Source organism: Paractinoplanes rishiriensis, assembly GCF_016862375.1.
GTDB lineage: Bacteria > Actinomycetota > Actinomycetes > Mycobacteriales > Micromonosporaceae > Actinoplanes > Actinoplanes rishiriensis.
Genome location: NZ_BOMV01000009.1, coordinates 1 through 17558, shown reverse-complemented (window position 1 = coordinate 17558; position 17558 = coordinate 1). Strand labels below are relative to the sequence as shown.

General features: G+C 72.0%; 14 protein-coding genes. 4 read left to right on the top strand and 10 right to left on the bottom strand.

The features are described 5' to 3' along the window. Positions 1–3: 3 nt before the first annotated feature. Both Ari01nite_RS07745 and Ari01nite_RS07740 read right to left on the bottom strand, forming a co-directional pair. Positions 4–1263, bottom strand: coding sequence for a nucleotide sugar dehydrogenase (locus Ari01nite_RS07745; protein WP_203780417.1), 1260 nt, complete (start codon positions 1261–1263; stop codon positions 4–6). Continuing rightward, entirely contained in the window at positions 1260–3104 is a 1845-nt protein-coding gene (locus tag Ari01nite_RS07740) for a nucleoside-diphosphate sugar epimerase/dehydratase (protein ID WP_203780416.1), read from the bottom strand. The genes Ari01nite_RS07745 and Ari01nite_RS07740 overlap by 4 nt, the downstream gene beginning before the upstream one ends. A gap of 227 nt (positions 3105–3331) precedes the next feature. On the opposite strand from Ari01nite_RS07740, the gene Ari01nite_RS07735 reads away from it, so the two are divergent. After that, entirely contained in the window at positions 3332–4432 is a 1101-nt protein-coding gene (locus Ari01nite_RS07735) for a glycosyltransferase (protein WP_203780415.1), read from the top strand. Here the strand turns inward: Ari01nite_RS07735 and Ari01nite_RS07730 are convergent. The 4 genes from Ari01nite_RS07730 to Ari01nite_RS07715 form a co-directional block, all read right to left on the bottom strand. Beyond that, complete coding sequence (locus Ari01nite_RS07730; protein WP_203780414.1) at positions 4403–4957, bottom strand: VanZ family protein; 555 nt, start codon at positions 4955–4957, stop codon at positions 4403–4405. The two genes, Ari01nite_RS07735 and Ari01nite_RS07730, sit on opposite strands and share 30 nt — an antisense overlap. Positions 4958–4996: 39 nt before the next feature. Next, entirely contained in the window at positions 4997–5602 is a 606-nt protein-coding gene (locus tag Ari01nite_RS07725; RefSeq protein ID WP_203780413.1) for a response regulator transcription factor, read from the bottom strand. Between the two features lie 250 nt (positions 5603–5852). Beyond that, entirely contained in the window at positions 5853–6368 is a 516-nt protein-coding gene (locus Ari01nite_RS07720; protein ID WP_203780412.1) for a hypothetical protein, read from the bottom strand. A 39-nt stretch (positions 6369–6407) separates the two neighbouring features. Next, a complete protein-coding gene (locus Ari01nite_RS07715) occupies positions 6408–6830 on the bottom strand; it encodes a peptidase inhibitor family I36 protein (protein WP_203780411.1) in 423 nt (140 codons plus the stop codon). 131 nt (positions 6831–6961) lie between these two features. Between Ari01nite_RS07715 and Ari01nite_RS07710 the strand changes: the two genes are divergently transcribed. Beyond that, positions 6962–10036 carry a tetratricopeptide repeat protein gene (locus tag Ari01nite_RS07710; protein WP_203780410.1) on the top strand — a complete coding sequence of 1025 codons (3075 nt, stop codon included), beginning with the start codon at positions 6962–6964 and terminating at the stop codon, positions 10034–10036. On the opposite strand, the gene Ari01nite_RS07705 is transcribed toward Ari01nite_RS07710, so the two are convergent. From Ari01nite_RS07705 to Ari01nite_RS07695, 3 genes are read right to left on the bottom strand one after another with little or no spacing between them, the layout of a single operon-like run. After that, a complete protein-coding gene (locus Ari01nite_RS07705; protein WP_203780409.1) occupies positions 10033–10902 on the bottom strand; it encodes a tetratricopeptide repeat protein in 870 nt (289 codons plus the stop codon). The two genes, Ari01nite_RS07710 and Ari01nite_RS07705, sit on opposite strands and share 4 nt — an antisense overlap. After that, a complete protein-coding gene (locus Ari01nite_RS07700) occupies positions 10899–11333 on the bottom strand; it encodes a hypothetical protein (RefSeq protein WP_203780408.1) in 435 nt (144 codons plus the stop codon). The genes Ari01nite_RS07705 and Ari01nite_RS07700 overlap by 4 nt, the downstream gene beginning before the upstream one ends. Positions 11334–11370: 37 nt before the next feature. Further along, the gene (locus tag Ari01nite_RS07695; RefSeq protein ID WP_239162559.1) at positions 11371–12162 is read right to left on the bottom strand and encodes a sulfotransferase domain-containing protein; all 792 of its coding nucleotides are present in this window, start codon (positions 12160–12162) and stop codon (positions 11371–11373) included. Positions 12163–12358: 196 nt separating this feature from the next. Between Ari01nite_RS07695 and Ari01nite_RS07690 the strand changes: the two genes are divergently transcribed. Continuing rightward, entirely contained in the window at positions 12359–13486 is a 1128-nt protein-coding gene (locus Ari01nite_RS07690; protein WP_203780406.1) for a type III polyketide synthase, read from the top strand. 85 nt (positions 13487–13571) lie between these two features. Beyond that, on the top strand, positions 13572–14993 hold the full coding sequence (locus Ari01nite_RS07685) for a fatty acid desaturase (RefSeq protein WP_203780405.1): 1422 nt from the start codon (positions 13572–13574) through the stop codon (positions 14991–14993). Between the two features lies 1 nt (position 14994). Here Ari01nite_RS07685 and Ari01nite_RS07680 read toward each other — a convergent pair whose 3' ends face one another. Then, positions 14995–17376: a phosphoketolase family protein gene (locus tag Ari01nite_RS07680; RefSeq protein ID WP_203780404.1), complete on the bottom strand. Its 2382-nt coding sequence runs from the start codon at positions 17374–17376 to the stop codon at positions 14995–14997. Positions 17377–17558 lie beyond the last annotated feature (182 nt).

Sequence of the window (17558 nt, the reverse complement as noted above, 5' to 3'; positions counted from 1 at the left end):
TCCTTAGAGCGACTCCACGGTGGGTCCGGTGAGGCGGCGCCGGGTGTCCAGCACGTACCGGGCGTGCTCCAGCACCAGGTCCAGGTCGAAGGCGTCGTGGTCGGCGAGTAGCAGCACGGCGTCCGCGGCGGCGATCTGCTCGGCGGTCGGCGCCACCCGGATCACCCGCCGGTCGATGTGCGCGTCCTCCACCACGTGCGGGTCGGCGGCGCGCACCTCGGCGCCCATGTCGAGCAGCAGCGCGGCCACCCGGCGGGCCGGCGACTCGCGCGCGTCGCCGCTGTTCTTCTTGTACGCGAGGCCCAGCAGCAGCACGGTCGACCCGTTGACCGCCTTGCGCTGCCGGTTGAGCGCGGCCACCAGCCGCCGGATCACGTAGTCGGGCATGTGGTTGTTGATGTCGTTGGCCAGCTCGACGAAGCGGAAACTCTGGCCGAGCGTGCGCTGCACCCGCCAGGACAGGTAGGACGGGTCGATCGGCAGGCAGTGCCCGCCCACGCCGGGTCCGGGCACGAACTTCATGTACCCGAACGGTTTCGAGGCGGCCGCGCCGATCGCCTCCCACACGTCGATGCCGAGGTCGTGCGCGAACACCGCGAGCTCGTTGACCAGCGCGATGTTGACGTGCCGGAACGTGTTCTCGAGCAGCTTGGCCAGCTCGGCGACCCGGGTGTCGGAGACCGGCACGGTGCGCTCGACCACCGAGCCGTAGAAGGCCTCGATGCGGGCCAGTGACTCCGGGTTGATGCCGGAGACAACCTTGGGGGTACGCACCAGATCCCACTCGCGGTTGCCCGGGTCGATCCGCTCGGGGCTGTAGCCGAGGTGGAAGTCGACGCCGGCGACCAGGCCGGAGCCCTCCTCGAGCAGCGGCGCCACCAGCTCGGCGGTGGTGCCCGGGTAGGTGGTGGACTCCAGCGCGACGGTGGCGCCGGGACGCAGGTAACGGGCCAGCGTGCGAGCCGACTCCTCGATGTAGGTCAGGTCGGGGGTGCCGTCGCGCAGCGGGGTGGGCACCGCGATGACCGCGACGTCGAACCCGGCGCACGAGCGCGGGTCGGCCGACGGGTGGAAGGTGCCGGCGTCCAGCACCTCGCGCAGTTCCTCGTTCGAGATGTCGTCCACGTAGGACTCGGCGGCGGCGAGCCGCTTGACGCGTTCGTCGTCCAGGTCGAAGCCGACCACGTCGTGCCCCACCTGGGCGGCCCGGACCGCGAGCGGCAACCCCACGTAGCCCTGCCCCACCACGATGACCCGGCTCATCGCTGCCTCGCCTGCTGCGGCTCGCGCACCACGGACAGCGCCGGAGACTCGGCCAGCCAGCGCAGCACCGCGATCAGGTCGGTGCGCGGCGCGGCCGGGTCGGCCAGCGACAGCACCGCACCGTCCAGCGGCGGCACCGGCACCTGCGAGATCAGCGGATGGTTCGGGCGGCGGTCCACCTCGCCGGGGCCGAGCAGCACCTCGTGCAGTTTCTCGCCGGCCCGCAGCCCGGTGTAGACCACCTGGATGTGCCGGTCGGCCTCGGCGGCGATCCGGTGCGCCACATCGGCGATCCGCACCGGCTCGCCCATGTCGAGCACCAGCACCTCGCCGGCGCTGTCCAGCGCGCCGGCCTGGATCACCAGCCGGACCGCCTCCTGCACGGTCATGAAGAACCGGGACACCTCGGGGTCGGTGACGGCCAGCGGCCCGCCCGCGGCCACCTGGGCGGCGAACGCCGTGAGCACCGAGCCGCGGCTGCCCAGCACGTTGCCGAACCGGACGCTGCAGTAGGTGCCGGCCACCGCCGTGTCCGCGGCCGCGGTCAGCCGCTCCGTGATGCGTTTCGAGTAGCCGAGCACGCTCACCGGCTCGGCGGCCTTGTCGGTGGAGATGTTGACCAGGCGGTCGACGCCGTGCCGCAGCGCGGTCTGCAGGATCTGGTAGGTGCCCAGCACGTTCGTCTTCAGCGCCTCGGCCGGGTGCATCTCCAGCAGCGGCAGGTGTTTGAGGGCCGCCGCGTGGAACACCACCTGCGGCCGGTGTTCCCGGAACACCTCGTCGAGCCGCTGCTGGTCGCGGATGTCGGCGACCACCAGGTTGCGGTCGTCGAGCAGGCCGCGGCCGTCCAGCGACAGCTGCACCGCGTGCAGGCCGGACTCGTCGCGGTCGAGCATCACCAGCCGGGCCGGCTGGAACCGGGCCAGCTGCCGGCACAGCTCCGAGCCGATCGACCCGCCGGCCCCGGTGACCAGCACCCGGCGCCCGGCCAGGTAGCCCGCCACCGCGGCCAGGTCGATGCTGATCTCGCGGCGGCCGAGCAGGTCGGCGTGGCTGACCGGGCGGATGTCGTCGATGCTGACGCTGCGGCCGAACAGCTCGACCACCGGCGGCACCACCTTGACGTCCACGTTCAGCGGGCGGGCCAGGTCGCTGAGGGTGCGCACCAGGTCGGCGCCGGCGCTCGGGATGGCGATCAGCACCGCGTCGGCCCGGAACCGGCGGACCACGTCGGCCAGCGCGTGCCGGTTACCGGTGACCGGTACGCCCATGACCCGCAGGCTGCGCTTGGCCGGGTCGTCGTCGAGCAGCGCCACCGGCACGTACGGGCTGGCCGGGCTGCGCAGCATGGCCCGGACCACCTGGGCCGCGCCCTCGCCGGCGCCCATCACCACGACCCGGCTGCCCTGCTCGGGCGACGGCCGCAGCCGCTGGTCGCGCAGCAGCCGCACGGCGTAGCGCACGCCGGCCGCCAGCACCAGCGCGATCAGGCCGGAGCCGATGATCGCCGACCGGGGCGCCAGGCGGCCGAGCAGCGTGTCCAGCACGAAGATCACCGGCGTGGCGACGGCCGCGGTCTTGGCCAGCGCCGCGATCTCCTCGAAGCAGCCGTACGACCAGCGGCCGGTGTAGAGGCCGAAGTGCAGCCCGGCGGCGACCTGCACCACCGCGCCGACCGCGGCCAGCGCCAGCAGACCGGTCAGGTTCAGATGGCTGACATGGCCGTCGTGCCGCAGCAGCGTGGCGATCAGCAGCGCGACCGCGAGTGCCAGGACGTCCGCCCCGGCCCGGGCGGCCCGGCCGCGCAGGGCAGCCCAACGCCACGCGCGCACTGACTCCATGAAATCCCCCTGGCCGCCGATGGGAGGGCCGGAATTGGCCCGCGAAATGATTTCCGAGCTCGCATTTGGAGCGTGTCATTCCGGGGTGGCCGGGCACAGTAGCAATTGTCACGAGCAGTGTGAAGATCCTTCATGTTTCCCATGACATTTGCAACTGTTATTGCGGCCGATTGATTTGGCAGCGTCGATTAAACGCGTCAAAGAGAGGCGCGGATCGAGGTCGGGCCATGAGAGTGCTGCACGTCATCAGTGCGCTGGCCGAGGGCGGTCCCGAGCATCAGTTGCGCCTGCTGGTGCGCCGGCTGCCGCACGAGAGCGAGGTCGTCACGCTGTCGCCGCCGGGCGCGGTCGCCGCCGCCCTGCGCGCCGCCGGGGTCCGGGTGCACGAGGTGAGCGCGCGGCACGACCTGGCCGCGGTCGGCCCGCTGCGCCGGCTGATCCGGCGCGGCCGTTTCGACCTGGTGCACGCGCACGCGCACCGAGCCTGTCTGGCCGGCCGGTTCGCGGCCCGGCTGGCCGGCGTGCCGTGCGTGGTGGCCACCGAGCACCACCTCGACCCGGACGCCCCGGCGGGCCGGCTCTACCTGGCCGGCGAGCGGCTCGGCCGGGTCACCATCGCGGCCACCCCGGCGGTCGCCGGCCGGCTGCGTGCGTGCGGCGTGCCGGACGGCCGGGTCACGGTGATCCCCAAGGCGGTCGCGGCCGAGGAGTTCCGGTACGACCCGGGCCTGCGGCACGCGGTGCGGGACCGGCTCGGCATCGCGCCGGACGCGCCGGTGGTCGGCGGCGTGGGCCGGCTCGAGCCGGGCGAACGGTTCGACCGGCTGATCCGGGCGGTGGCCGAGGTGCCCGGCGCGGTGCTCCTGCTGGTCGGCGACGGCTCGGCGCGCACCGCGCTGGAACGGCTCGCCGAGATCGAGGGGATCGCCGACCGGGTGCGCTTCGCCGGCGCGGTCGGGCACCCCCGGGCGATGCTGAGCGCCATGGACGTCTTCGCCTCGCCCGGCGACCACACGTTCGGCCTCGTGGTGCTGGAGGCCATCGCGGCCGGGCTGCCCGCGCTGTACGCCCGCTGCACGCCGCTGGAGGAACTGGCCGAGGCCCGGGCCGCGGTCGGCGGCAGCCGCCGGCTCACCCCGCACGACCGGGAGTCGCTGCCCCGCCAGTTGCGGGCCGAACTGCTCTGCCTCGCCGAGCGCCACTTCGCCCGGTTGCCGCCGCGCACCGCGGGCCGCCGGTACGACGCCGACCACCAGGCCGCCGCGGTCGCCCGGGTGTACGCGTGCGCCAGCCGGCCGTCAGGGCGTGCGCTCGGGCACCGCTGCTGAACCGTCCACCGCTCGGCGTACCCCCTCGACGTCGAGAAGCCGGCGGAAGAGCAGGAAGCCCAGCCACGCACCACCCACATTGGCGACCAGGTCGTTGGCCTCGGCCCACCGGTTGCCGTGCACGGTCAGGATCAGCACGGTCTGCGTGACCTCGATGGACGCGCTCACCAGCACCGCCACCCGCAGCACCCGGGCCCGGTCGCGCACCCCGAACACGACATACAGCACGGCGGCCAGCGGCACGGTCATCGCGATGTTCAGCACGAAGTCGCGGACCCGCAGCATGGTCAGCGGCACCGGGTTGATCCGGAACCACTCGATCGCACCGCCCGGGTCGACCTCGAGCGGGAGCAGCGTGGCGCCCAGCACCGCCACCGCATACCACGAAGCCAGCCAGAACGCGGCCAGCCGCCGGCCGGTCAGCGTGCCCCGCCGGCGCAGCACCACCCAGGACGCGACCATGAGGACGGCGCCCAGCGGCAGCAGGATCGGCAGCGCCGGGATGACGAACGGTTCGGGTCGCATCCCGCCCAACGGTACGTCGCGCAGGACCCGCCCGGTGGATCAATGCAGCCAACCATCCCGGCGGGCGATGCGGATCGCGTCGAGCCGGTTGCGCGCCCCGGTCTTGGAGATGATCGCCGAGAGGTAGTTGCGGACCGTGCCGCCGGACAGGAACAGCCGGCTCGCGATGTCCTTCACCGAGTCGCCCTCGGCGGCCAGCCCGAGCACCTCGAGTTCCCGGGTGGTCAGCGAGCGGTCGGCGTTCAGCGACGCGGCCTGGAGCACCGGCGACACCACCCGCTCGCCCGCGGCCAGCCGGCGTACCGAATCGGCCAGAAGGGTCTCGGACGCGCCCTTGAGCAGAAAATTGAGCCCGGCGGCCCGCCGCCGTGGCGGCAGCATGCCGCGCTTGGCGGGGTCGGACAGCACCAGCAGGGCGCAGGACGGGATGGCGGCGTGCAGGTCGGACGCGAACGGCAGCAACTGGCTCACCATGTGCTGGGAGTCGAAGACGATCACGTGCGGCCACAGCTGGGCGGCGCGTTCGACCAGGCCGTGGTCGAGGGCCAGGGTGCCGACACAGTGCAGGTCTGGCCGGGACTCGATGAGGGCACGCACCGGGACCCCGAAATACCCCTCGTCCCGCACCACCAGAACCCGGATCATGACGCACCACCCCGCCCCAGGGAAAGAACAGCCGATTCCTCTTTAGCGCCTCGTGTCCATTCCGTGCCACGCCGGCAAAGATCCGTTGCCGCCGCCGTTTCGCCAGCTCACCCAGAATGCTGCCGGTTCCCGGCGTAACGGCCAAGGACCAACCGCACACGAGGCGTAGCCGATCGACCGATCCAGATGTACCGGATCTTCTGAACCGCCCACCAAAATGGCGAGGAAATAGTCTGTCTTTTAGGGACGGTCAGACCTGAAGTGCGGCGTCCACGGCAGCGCGCCGGATCAGAGCGACCTCCGCCACCTCGGCCTGCCAGTCCCTCGGCATCGTAGCCGCGGCGGCGCGAAGGGCGGTCGGGTCGTCAGTCCCGGCCTGCCGGATCAGGTCGTCTCGCAGGTAGCCGGGTGCGTAGAACGCGGTGGCCCACCGCTGCACCGATCCGGCCAGCCCGGCACGGGCCCGGCCCCGGCATCCGCCCGAGCTGACCACGATCGTGGGGCTGTCGCCGTACCGCGTCTCGAGGTAGGACCGCCCGGTCAGCGCCTCGTCGTATCCGGCGGGCGGTTCGTCCTGCGGAAACGCGAGGCCCGCGACCCGCATGCATGTCGTGACCAGCTGGTCCTCGGCAGCGGCGAGCAGGTCCGCGTCGCGCTGGAACTGCTCGCCCCGCACGACCATGTCGACTGCGTACGTGTCCGGTGGCCGCGGTGTGGTGTCGTCCGGCGCGCAGCCGGACGACACCACCGATGCGATCAGAGCCACCGGAACGATGGTCATGACCCATCGCATGGGTGCGGCCCGTCAGAAGTTGCAGTTGCCGGTACTGCCGGCCCGCACCGAGCTGACCCTGTTGTTCAACGACGTCTGCGCGCCCATGTCCGTGTAGCCGTCGTTGGGTGCCAGGTTGTGATAGCCGAGCGTGTAGTCGGTGCCGTTGTGCAGGTGGAAGCACCTGGAGGTGGCGTTCCACACCGACGACATGCAGTTGTTCCAGGTGCCGTCCTTACAGGTGGCGTGTGAGAAGACGCCGAGGTGGGGGTTACTACCGGTGACCTTTCCCACGCCGTCGCTCTCCCGGAACTGGATGAAGTTGTAGAAGCAGAGCGAGGCGGTGTTGCAGGATGCGGGCCGGGTGCCGTACGCCTGGGCCGGCGAGCCGACGGTGAGCGGAACGGCCAGGGCGGTGGCGAAGACCGCCACCGTTGCCAGGATTTGTCGATGCACGATTGTCCTCCGTGAACGAGATGAAAACCTCCACCCAGGCTGAGTTCCGGCGCGGCAGGAGACGCGAAGTCCGACCTGATCCGACGCCGGGCGGCCGGTCTAAACCGCACGGGTGCTCTAGGCTTGTGGGCGTGGCGCGGGGGACGAGCCGATTCAACGCGGCGGAATTCCGGCGGCGGCGGCTGGCGACCGGGCTCAGCCAGCAGCGGGTGGCCGAAGCTGTCGGCACCACCCGTCAACAGATCATCGCCTACGAGCGGGGCCGAGCCGCACCCGAGCCGGCCCGGCTGGCAACGCTGGCGGCGGCGATAGGATGCGCGCCCGGCGTGCTCACCGCCGCGCCCGAGCCGGCGGATCTGGCGGGGCTGCGCCGGGCCGCGGGGATGACCCGAACTCAGGCCGTCGCCCGGCTGGCCGGTGCGCTCGGCGACCGTGTGCCGGCGACGAGGTGGCTCCTTGAACAGGCGGAGACCGCCAACGTTCCGGCGGCTTGGCGCTCCACGTCCCGCCGCGCCGCGGTCGTCGCCGCGATGGCGCGGACGTACGGCGTACCGGTTGAGGTGGTCGCCCGGTTGTGGCCCCGACCGGCGGCTGGCGCAGTCCGGGCGCCCGCGGACGACACCGGCCTCCGCACGCCGGATCCCCGGCACACGCTGGTGGCACCACCCGATCCCGGGTCGGCAACCACTCTGGACGGCCTGCTGGAACGGCTACGGATGCTGAAGGTGTGGGCCGGTGATCCGTCCTACGGCGACATTCGGACCCGGGTGGGCAAGGCGTGGTCCGCGGCGGGCCGGCCGGCCACCGAACTACCGGGCCGAACCACCGTGCTCGATTGCTTCCGGACCGACCGGCGGCGGGTGAACGCCGAGTTGATTGTCGCGATTGTGCAGACGCTGCACCCGGACGTCGGATACGTGGCCCAGTGGCGCCAGGCGTTGCGGGTGATCGGCGCGGAGAGCACGGCGGCGGCGCAGGTCCGGGTTCAGGACCGGTTGCCGCCCGAGCTGGCCAGGTTCACCGGCCGCACGGCCGAGGTGGAGTGGATACGCCGTGAGCTCGGCGACGACCGCCGCGACCGGGGGCCGGTGGTGATCTCCGCGATCGAGGGGATGGCCGGGATCGGCAAGACCCAGCTCGCCGTGCACGCCGGGCATCTTGTGCTCCGGGAACGGTCCGTCGACCAGGTGCTCTTCGTCAACCTGCGTGGCTTCCACCCCGACGCGGGTCAGCCCCCGGCCGACCCGGCAGCCGTGCTGGAGGGGTTCCTGCGACTGCTCGGCGAGACCGGCCAGCAGATTCCGCACGACCTGGAGGGCCGTGCCGCACGCTACCGAGATCTGCTGGCCGGCCGCCGCGTGCTGGTGGTTCTGGACAACGCTGCCGGAGCCGACCAGGTCCGGCCGCTGCTACCGCGCGACGGGAACAGTCCCGCACTCATCACCAGCCGCCGTGCTCTCGCCGACCTGCGATCCGCCACCCATCTCGCGCTGGATGTGTTCACCCCCGGCGAGGCGGTCGAGTTCCTGGCCCGGGCCACGCCGCGACTGCCGGCCGGCGACGACTCCACCGCGGCGGCCCGCATCGCCGACCGCTGCGGCCACCTGCCCCTCGCGCTCGGGCTGGTGGCCGGGCACATCCAGGCCAAACCGGATTGGAGCCTGACCGACCACGCCGACTGGCTGGACGAACGCCACCACCAGCGGCGACTGGACACCGGTGTCGAACTCGCCCTGAACCTGTCCTACCAGCACCTGCCTCCCGACCGGCGACGACTGTTGCGGCTGCTGGCCCTGCACCCGGGGCACGATTTGGACGCCCACGCGGCCGCAGCCCTCGCCGGCACGGATCCGGACACCGCCCGCACCCACCTCGGCCTGCTGCACGGCGACCACCTCCTGCAGCAGGCGTCCCTCGGCCGTTACACGTTCCACGACCTGGTCCGCGCCTACGCCACCACGCTCGCCCACGACCAGGACCGCCCATCGCAGCGCCGCGCCGCGCTGACCCGCCTGTTCGACCATTACCTCGCCGCGGCCGCGGCTGCCATGGGCACCTTGCACCCCACCGAGTCGCGCCCGCAGCCCCACCCACCCTCGGCCGGCACACCAGACCCGGACCTGGCCGACCCGGCCGCCGCCCTCGGCTGGCTCGACACCGAGCGACCCAACCTGGTCGCCGTCGCCGTACACGCCGCGACACACGGCTGGCCCGCCCACAGCACCCGGCTCGCCCGCATCCTGCACACTTACCTCGATGGCGGGCACTACACCGACGGCCTGACCGTGCACACGCACGCCCGGCGGGCCGCTCGCGACAACGGCGACCCGGCCGGTCAGGCCCACGCCCTGAACAGCCTCGGCCTCGCCTACCAGCGACTGGGCCGGCCCGAGCCGGCCACCGAGCATTTCGAGCAGGCCCTGGAACTGTTCCAGCAGGTCCGCGACCCGGCCGGCGAGGCCCGCGCGCGGAATCACCTCGGCAACGCCGCCGTCCGGGCGGGCGACTACCGCGAGGCCACCGACCAGTTCACCCGGGCCTTGGACCTCGATCGGCAGTCCGGCGACCAGATCGGCGAGGCCCGGACACTGAACAACCTCGGCAACGTCCACTGGCGGCTGTGCAGATACCAGGAGGCCGTCAACTACGACAACCAGTCGCTGTTCCTGTTCCGGCAGGCTGGTGACCTCTTCGGCGAGGCCAGCACGCTGGACAGTCTCGGCTACGCCGAGATGCGCTGGGGCCGGTACGAGGACGCCGGCCGCCATCTGCGCCAGTCCCTGGCCCTGTTCCGGAAACTCGGCAACCACACCGGCGAAGCAAGCGTGCTGGACAGCCTCGGCAGCATCGAGACCCGCCTCGGCCGGCCGGACCGGGCCGTCGACCTCCACCAGCGGGCACTGACCGTCCTCCGCGAGGCTCACCACCGGTTCGGGCAGGTCTGGGCACTCAACGGCCTCGGCGAAGCAGCCCACGCGGCGGGCCGCCACGCCGAGGCCGTCGGCCACCACACCGACGCACTCGCCGTCGACGTCTGCGACCGCCAGCAGCAGGCCCGCGCCCACACCGGTCTCGGCCACGCACATCTGAGCCTCGGCCACCCTGACCTTGCCCGCGAGCATTACGAGCGGGCCTTGACCTTGTACATCAACCTCGGCACACCGGAAGCCGACGAGGTCCGGGTCCTTCTGCGCCGCCTGGACTAACGCCAGGCTCGCCGCACCCAGCGCCGGACCAGGGGCGGCACCACCCACGAGTAGATGCAGTAGACCAGCCAGCACAGGCCGAGCAGCCCGCCCAGCGGGGCCAGCCCGATCGCCCGCAACCCGAAGATCAGCAGGATGGCCGCGATCCACACCTTGAGCGCGCCGAACCGCAGCACCGGCCGCAGCGGCCACATCAGCGGATGCTGCGCGGCCTTGAGCTCCAGCGCGGACTCGGCGAACGAGTGCTCGGCCGGCGCGGTGGCGGCCGCCTGGCGGAAACCGGCGTAGGCGGCACCGACCTGACCGCGGGCCGCGCTGATCCCGCCCAGCAGTGCGTGCGCTGCCGGGTTCTCCGGGTACGCCGCCACGAACTCCTGGCTGATCCGCTGTGCGGCCTTGTCGTCGCCGCGGGCGTAGGCCACCTGCACCCGGGCCGCGTACACCACCGGCGAGTGCGGGTCCTGCGCGGCGGCCAGGTCGACCAGCTTGCCGGCCTTGTCCACCTGGCCGTTGGCGGCACACACGTCGGCGTACGCGCACAGCAGGTCGACGTCGTGCGGCAGCAGCGCGAGCCCGTCCAGCAGCGCCCGCTCGGCGATCGCGGACCGGCCCAGTTCGTGCTCGGCGCGGCCCAGCCAGAGCAGCAGCCCCGGATCGGGGCCGGTGCTCGCCAGCCCGGCCCGGGCCGCCTCGCTCACCTCGGGCCAGCGGCCCATCTGCACCAGCGCGGCGCAGCGCAACTGCATCGCCACCGACCCGACCGCCTCGGCCGGCGGCAACGCGGACAGCTCGGCCAGCGCCTGGTCCGGGCGGCCGGCCATGAGCAGCGCCTGCACCCGGCCGAGCACCGGTTCGGGCGCGGTCACCGGATCAGCCCCACGATGACGACGACCTCCAGCAGTCCGCAGCCGAGGAACGCGAGCCAGCCCGGTCCGACCAGGCTGGCCGGGTCGCCGCCGCGCAGGCTCCAGCTGCGGAACGGCCGGCGCTGCAGGGCGATGACGACGAGCCACACCAGGACGCCGGCCACCGAACCGGCCAGCCGCACCCCGGAGTTGGCGTCGAGAGAAGCGCTGACCGCGAGGCGGGCGCCGAACGCGGCGCACGCGGCGGCGCCGATCGCGGCGAGCTGCGGCGCGGACAGGCCGAGCCGGCGGCCGTTGAGCACGCCGAGCAGGCCGCCGGCCAGCGGGCCGCCGAAGAACGCCGGGTACAGGATCGACTCGGGGCGCCAGGGCGGCCGTCCCGGACCGGGTTCCTCCCGGATAGTCGGGCGGAACAGCTCGTCGTGCATCACGTCCCCGTCCCTGTCGCTGCGCGTCGCGGGGCACAGCCTACTTCCCGTGCAGCCACTCCAGCAGGTCCGTCGGCGCCAGCTCGGCGGCCCGGGCGTGATAGTGCGCCAGCTCCGCGGCCGTCAGCAGTTCACGGCCCGCGCCGGAGGTGCCCCGGCGGAAGAACGAGGCGATGTCGCGGAACATCCCGCGGGCGCCCGGCACCAGCCGGTCGGCGGCGCCGCGCATCTGCTCGAACGATGCCGCCCGGGTCAGCACCGGCCAGGCCGCCTCCGGCACCGCGATGCCGAGCCGGCCGGCCAGCCCGCGCATCTGCCCGTCGAGGTCGGCGACCAGGTCGTCGTAGTGCACCAGCAGCACGTTCGGCAGCTCCCGCCGGTCCCACCCGACGGCCAGGTGCCCCAGCACGCCGGCCAGGGTTTCCGGGTACGGCCCGGCCTCGCCCTCGATCCAGCGCAGCAGCGCGTCGCGCACCGGACCGGCCGGTTCGTCCGGGAGGGTGCCGCCGGTGATCCGGCTCATCCGGGCGCCGTCGATGTTGTTGAGCTGGTGCCGCAGCGACACGAACACGTCCAGCGGGTGCCGGGCCACCACGATGTAGCTGACCCGCGCGTCGTACGGGATGCCGTCGAGCGGGGTGTGCGTCTTGATGAACCGCCGGTGCGGCTGCTCGGCCAGCCGCGCGTGCACCAGATGCGCGGGCGCGATCGTGTGGTCCAGCCAGGGCGAGAGGTGCCAGAGCGGGATCGGCGGCTCGGGGTGCTGGAAGATCAGTAACGCGCAGATCATCTGCATCCAGGTGGTGCCGCCCCGCCGCCGGGTGCTGATCACGATATCGCCGGGACGGAACCGGAATCCGTGCCACCGCGCGCTGTCCTCGTCGCGCGATAAATAGCGAATCGGTGCCCCGTTAACCGCTCTGTCCACATTAGCTCCCATATATTCGCCGGGCGTTGTGGGGGTGTCGTCAGTGTCCTACTCTCGTAGCCGCGACGTGGGCACGTGTCGATCGGGGGACAGATACATGATGCCTATCGGAGATGTCCGGGAAACCGACCGGCTGCCGCTATTACGGGAAAAGACCGCCACCATCGCCTCGGTCGGCAGCGCATTTCCGGACGATTCCTATTCGCAGGACGAGGTGGGCGCGCTGCTCGGCCTGCACCATCCGGCGGTCCGCAAACTGCTCGCCGCGCCGCACATCCGCAAACGCCATCTCTACCTGCCGCCGGCCGACCCGCGCACCGGGCGGGTGCCGGACGAGTCGCCGGCCGCGCTGCGGGCCAAGTTCTCCGACGGCGCCCTCCAGATCGGGTCGCGGGCCGTCGACCGGGCGCTGCACGGCGCCGGTCTGTCCACCGCGGACGTCGACCACCTGGTCTGCGTCACCTCCACCGGCTTCCTGGTGCCGGGACTGAGTTCGCTGTTCGCCCGCGAACTGGGGTTCGGCCGGCGGCTGGTGCGGGCCGACGTGGTGGGCATGGGCTGCAACGCCGGGCTCAACGGCCTGAACCCGCTGGTGCAGTGGGTGGCGAACCATCCCGGCCGGGTCGCGCTGCTGGTGTGCTGCGAGATCAATTCGGCCATGTACGTGGTCGACGACACGCCCCGGACCGGCGTGGTGAACAGCCTGTTCGGCGACGGCGCGGCGGCCGCGGTGCTGACCGGCCCGGGCGTCTACGCGGCGGGCGCCGGCACCGGCGGGCCGCGGCCGGTGGTGCTCGACTTCGAGAGCTGGTGCATCCCCGAACAGTGGGCCGCCATGCGGTTCGATTTCGACGACGCCGCCGGCAAGTGGAGCTTCTACATCGACCCGGCCATCCCGTCCGTGATCGGCGGCAACGTCCGGGAACCGGTGACCCGGCTGCTGCGCCGCCACGGGATGGGCCTCGCCGACGTCCGGCACTGGGTGCTGCACACCGGCGGCGGGGCGGTGATCGACGCCGTGCGGGACGGGCTCGGCCTCGACGAGCACGACGTCCGGCACAGCCGCTCGGTGCTGCGCGACTACGGCAACATCTCCAGCGGCAGCTTCCTGGTGAGCCTCGAGCGGCTGCTGGCCGAGGGCAGCGCGGCGGAGGGCGACCGGGGTGTGCTGGTCACCATGGGGCCGGGAGCACAGATCGAAACCGCACTCGTGGAGTGGTCCGCATGACCGCCTGCACCGAGCGGCACCCGGCGGCACTTGCGGACGGCGCTGGAGGCGAGGGCCAGAAGGGCATGCCTAAGGAAGGCACAGCATGACCGACATTCGCAGCTCGCCCTATACCGGCACCGTTCTCCCGCAGGGCCGGCCGTTCTGGATCGTGGACGGAAAGGCGTACGACTTCACCGAGTGGATGAAAATCCATCCCGGCGGCACCACCTGGTTCGGACCGAGTCAGGGCCGGGACATCAGCGCGGTCCTGCACACCTATCACCGCGACCCGGCCAAACTTCAAAAGATCCTTTCCCGGTACGAGATAACCGGCGTCACCGAGAAGGACGTGCTCCCGAAACTGGGCGTCCCACCGTTCCTGCTCGACCCGGACTTCGACGCCGCGCGCGACCTGCCCCGCCTCGACTACCGCGACGAGGTCAGCCTGCTCGCCGCGATCCGCACCCGGGTCAACGCCCGGTTCTCGAAACGCGACCTGCGCCGGTACGACCGCTGGTTCGACGCGGTCACGGTGGCCGTCGCGGCCGCGCACGTGGCCACGCTCGGCCTGCTGGTCGCCGGCCTCGTACCGGCCTGGCTGTTCGTGGTGGTCATGGTGCTGACCCGCACCGCGCTGGCCGGCTCCGGCCACTACCACCTGCACCGGAAGTGGCGCGACCAGCGCAAATACTCGCTCCCGATCGGCAAGGCGCTGTTCGACGTCAACTACGTCGGCACCAGCCTGATCGGCGCGGACGGGCACGTGCTGCTGCACCACCCGTACATGGGCTCCGGCGCGGACGTGAAAAAGACGTTCTTCGACGGCATGCTCCAGCTGCACCCGGTGCTGCGCATCCCCGGGTACACGCTGCACAAACTCGGCATCTGCCTGAGCGGGCTGTCGCTGCGGGCCCGCGAACTGGCCCTGTTCGAGCGGCCCAAGGGCGACAAGCCGCCGCTGCGCGCCGACTTCTGGCTGGTCCGGGCCTGGCTGCTGGTCGAACTGGTCGCCTGCCTGCTCACCGGGCACGTGCTGGCCTGGCTGGTCCAGTTCGTCATCACGCTCTGGTTCAACACGTTCCTGGTGGTGGCCAGCCACGACTTCGAGGACGACCGCACCGATGAGGAAGAGGTCGCGTCGATCCCGGAGCGGTGGCGCGACGACTGGGCGGCCCGGCAGATCTGCCTCAGCTACGACCTGACCATCGTGGGCAACCGCTGGGTCGACCTGTTCCTGAGCGCCGGCCTCAGCCCGCACCGGGTGCACCACGTCCTGCCCTACCAGGGCTCCGGCTTCGCCAACCTGGCCACCGAGCGGGACGTGCGGGCGGTGTGCGAGGAGAACGGCATCGTCTGGGAGAGGCCGCGGAACCTGCTGTTCGACCGCTTCCCCGCGGTCATCCGGCACTACCTGTCGCGCCCGGCGAAGCCGCTGCCCGGCAGGCCGCCGGAGGTGACCGTCCGCAACCAGCTCGCTGGCCTGGTCCGGTACACCGCCGACGGCTTCCGCGGGGTGGGCGTCTGACCTAGCGCGGCACCACCCAGTCGCGCACCTCGGGCATGTCCTCGAGGTGCTCCACCACGTACCCCTCATGTTTCTGCAGTTGGGACTCGCACCAGGCCATCAGTTCGGCGGCGCCGCGCGGCAGTCGCCGCGCGTTGTTCAGCGCGTCCATCACCAGGTGGTAGCGCGAGGTCCGGTTGCGCACGGTCATGTCGAACGGGGTCGTGGTGGTGCCCTGCTCGACGAAGCCGCGCACCCGGAACCGGTCGGCGTCCGGCCGGCCGTGCACCAGCTGGTGGATGGCGCCCGGGTAGCCGTGGAACGCGAACACCACGTCGACCGTGTCGGTGAACAACTCGGTGAACAGGGTCTCGCTCATCCCGTGCGGATGGTCCTTGGGCCGGATCAGCGTCATCAGGTCGACCACGTTGACCAGGCGCACCTTGAACCCGGGCAGCCGCTCCCGCAGGATCTGCGCGGCCGCCACCGTTTCCATGGTGACCACGTCGCCGGCGCAGGCCAGCACGATGTCCGGATCGCTGGTGCCGTCGTCGGTGCCGGCCCACTCCCACACTCCGGCGCCGCGGGTGCAGTGCGCCACCGCCTCGTCGATTGACAGGTACTGCAGCTGCGGCTGCTTGTCGATCACGATGAGGTTGATGTACGAGCGCGACCGGAAGCAGTGGTCGGCCACCGAGAGCAGGGTGTTCGCGTCCGGCGGCAGATAGAGCCGGGCCACGTCACCGCGCTGGTTCAGCACCACCTGGAGCAGGCCGGGGCCCTGGTGCGAGAAGCCGTTGTGGTCGTTGCGCCAGGCGGTCGAGGTGAGCAGCACGTTCAGGCTGGGCACCGGCAGCCGCCAGGGCAGCGGCTTGGCCTCCTGCAGCCACTTGCCGTGCTGCACCGTCTGGGAGGCGCTCACCATCGCGAACGCCTCGTACGTCGCGAACATCCCGTGCCGGCCGGTCAGGTTGTAGCCCTCCAGCCAGCCGTGGCAGTTGTGCTCGCTGAGCACCTCCATGACCCGGCCGTCCCGGCCGATCGCCACGTCGTCGTCGTTCACCCGCTCCATGAAGGCGCGGTCGGAGACCTCGAAGACGGCGCCGAGCCGGTTGCTGTTGGTCTCGTCCGGGCAGAACAGCCGGAAGGTCCGCGGGTTGCGCGCGTAGATGTCACGCATCAGTTCGCCGAGTTTGCGCGTCGACTCGGCACGCTCGGTGCCCGGTTCCTTCACTTCGATGGCGTACGTGCGGAAGTCCGGCAGATCGAGATCACGGGTGAGGATGCCGCCGTTCGCGTGCGGCGACGCGCTCATCCGCAGGGCACCGTCCGGCGCCTGCTGCCGGATCACCTCGACCGGCGCGCCGGCGTCGTCGAACAGCTCCTCCGGCCGGTACGACCTGAGCCACCGCTCCAGCAGCGCCAGGTGGTCGGCGTTGTCCCGCACCCCGGACAGCGGCACCTGGTGCGACCGCCAGGTGCCGGTCACCCGGACGCCGTCGACCTCGTCCGGGCCGGTCCAGCCCTTCGGCGAGCGCAACACGATCAGCGGCCACAGCGGGCGGGTGCCGTCCCACCGGCCGTTGCGGGCGGCGTCCTGGATCTCGCGGATCCGGCCCCACGCCCGGGCCAGCGCGGCGGCGAACCGCACGTGCATGCCGGGCAGGTCGTCGCCGGACACCTCGATCACCTCGTACCCGTGGCCGCGCAGCAGGCCGTTGACCTCCTCGGCCGGCTTGCGGGACAGCACCGTGGGACCGGCGATCTTGGCGCCGTTCAGGTGCAGGATCGGCAGCACCGCGCCGTCCCGGGCCGGGTTCAGGAACGAGATGCCCTTCCAGGAGCCCTCCAGCGGGCCGGTCTCGGCCTCGCCGTCACCGATCACCGCGACGGCCAGCAGATCCGGGTTGTCGAGCACCGCGCCGAACGCGTGCACCAGCACGTAACCCAGTTCGCCGCCCTCGTGGATCGAACCCGGCGTGGTCACCGACACGTGGCTCGGGATGCCGCCCGGGCTGGAGAACTGGCGGAACAGCTGGAGCATACCGGCCTCGTCCTGGCTCACCCGCGGGTAGATCTCGCTGTAGGTGCCCTCCAGGTAGCCGGCGGCCACCAGCGCCGGGCCGCCGTGCCCCGGACCGGCCAGATAGATCGCCTCCTGCCCGGTGTGCCGGATCAGGCGGGACACGTGCGCGTAGATCAGCGACAGGCCCGGGCTGGTGCCCCAGTGGCCGAGCAGGCGCGGCTTGATGTGCTCGGGCCGCAGCGGCTCCCGCAGCAGCGGGTTGCCGCGCAGGTAGATCTGGCCGATCGTCAGGTAGTTGGCCGCCCGCCACCAGGCATCCAGCCCGGCCAGCTCGGCGTCGTCCAGCTCTGCGAGGGTCTTCACGAGGCCCCTTTCCATCGATCGGGTCGTCTCATCGACCGTATGGCGGCCACCGGCCGCACCCGTAGGGCCGGACGGCCCTACCCCAGCGTCGCATCACGACGTGGACACCGGATGGCGATACCCTGACCACCATGGTCGAGTAGCCCGCGCCGCCGTCCCTGGGCCTCAGCCCGCTGTCCCGGGTGCGGCTCGACGAG

Coding starts and splice junctions, on each gene's coding strand:
- Ari01nite_RS07745 (WP_203780417.1), bottom strand. CDS start 1,263: ATGAGCCGGGTCATCGTGGTGGGGCAGGGCTACGTGGGGTTGCCGCTC.
- Ari01nite_RS07740 (WP_203780416.1), bottom strand. CDS start 3,104: ATGGAGTCAGTGCGCGCGTGGCGTTGGGCTGCCCTGCGCGGCCGGGCC.
- Ari01nite_RS07735 (WP_203780415.1), top strand. CDS start 3,332: ATGAGAGTGCTGCACGTCATCAGTGCGCTGGCCGAGGGCGGTCCCGAG.
- Ari01nite_RS07730 (WP_203780414.1), bottom strand. CDS start 4,957: ATGCGACCCGAACCGTTCGTCATCCCGGCGCTGCCGATCCTGCTGCCG.
- Ari01nite_RS07725 (WP_203780413.1), bottom strand. CDS start 5,602: ATGATCCGGGTTCTGGTGGTGCGGGACGAGGGGTATTTCGGGGTCCCG.
- Ari01nite_RS07690 (WP_203780406.1), top strand. CDS start 12,359: ATGCCTATCGGAGATGTCCGGGAAACCGACCGGCTGCCGCTATTACGG.
- Ari01nite_RS07685 (WP_203780405.1), top strand. CDS start 13,572: ATGACCGACATTCGCAGCTCGCCCTATACCGGCACCGTTCTCCCGCAG.
- Ari01nite_RS07680 (WP_203780404.1), bottom strand. CDS start 17,376: ATGGAAAGGGGCCTCGTGAAGACCCTCGCAGAGCTGGACGACGCCGAG.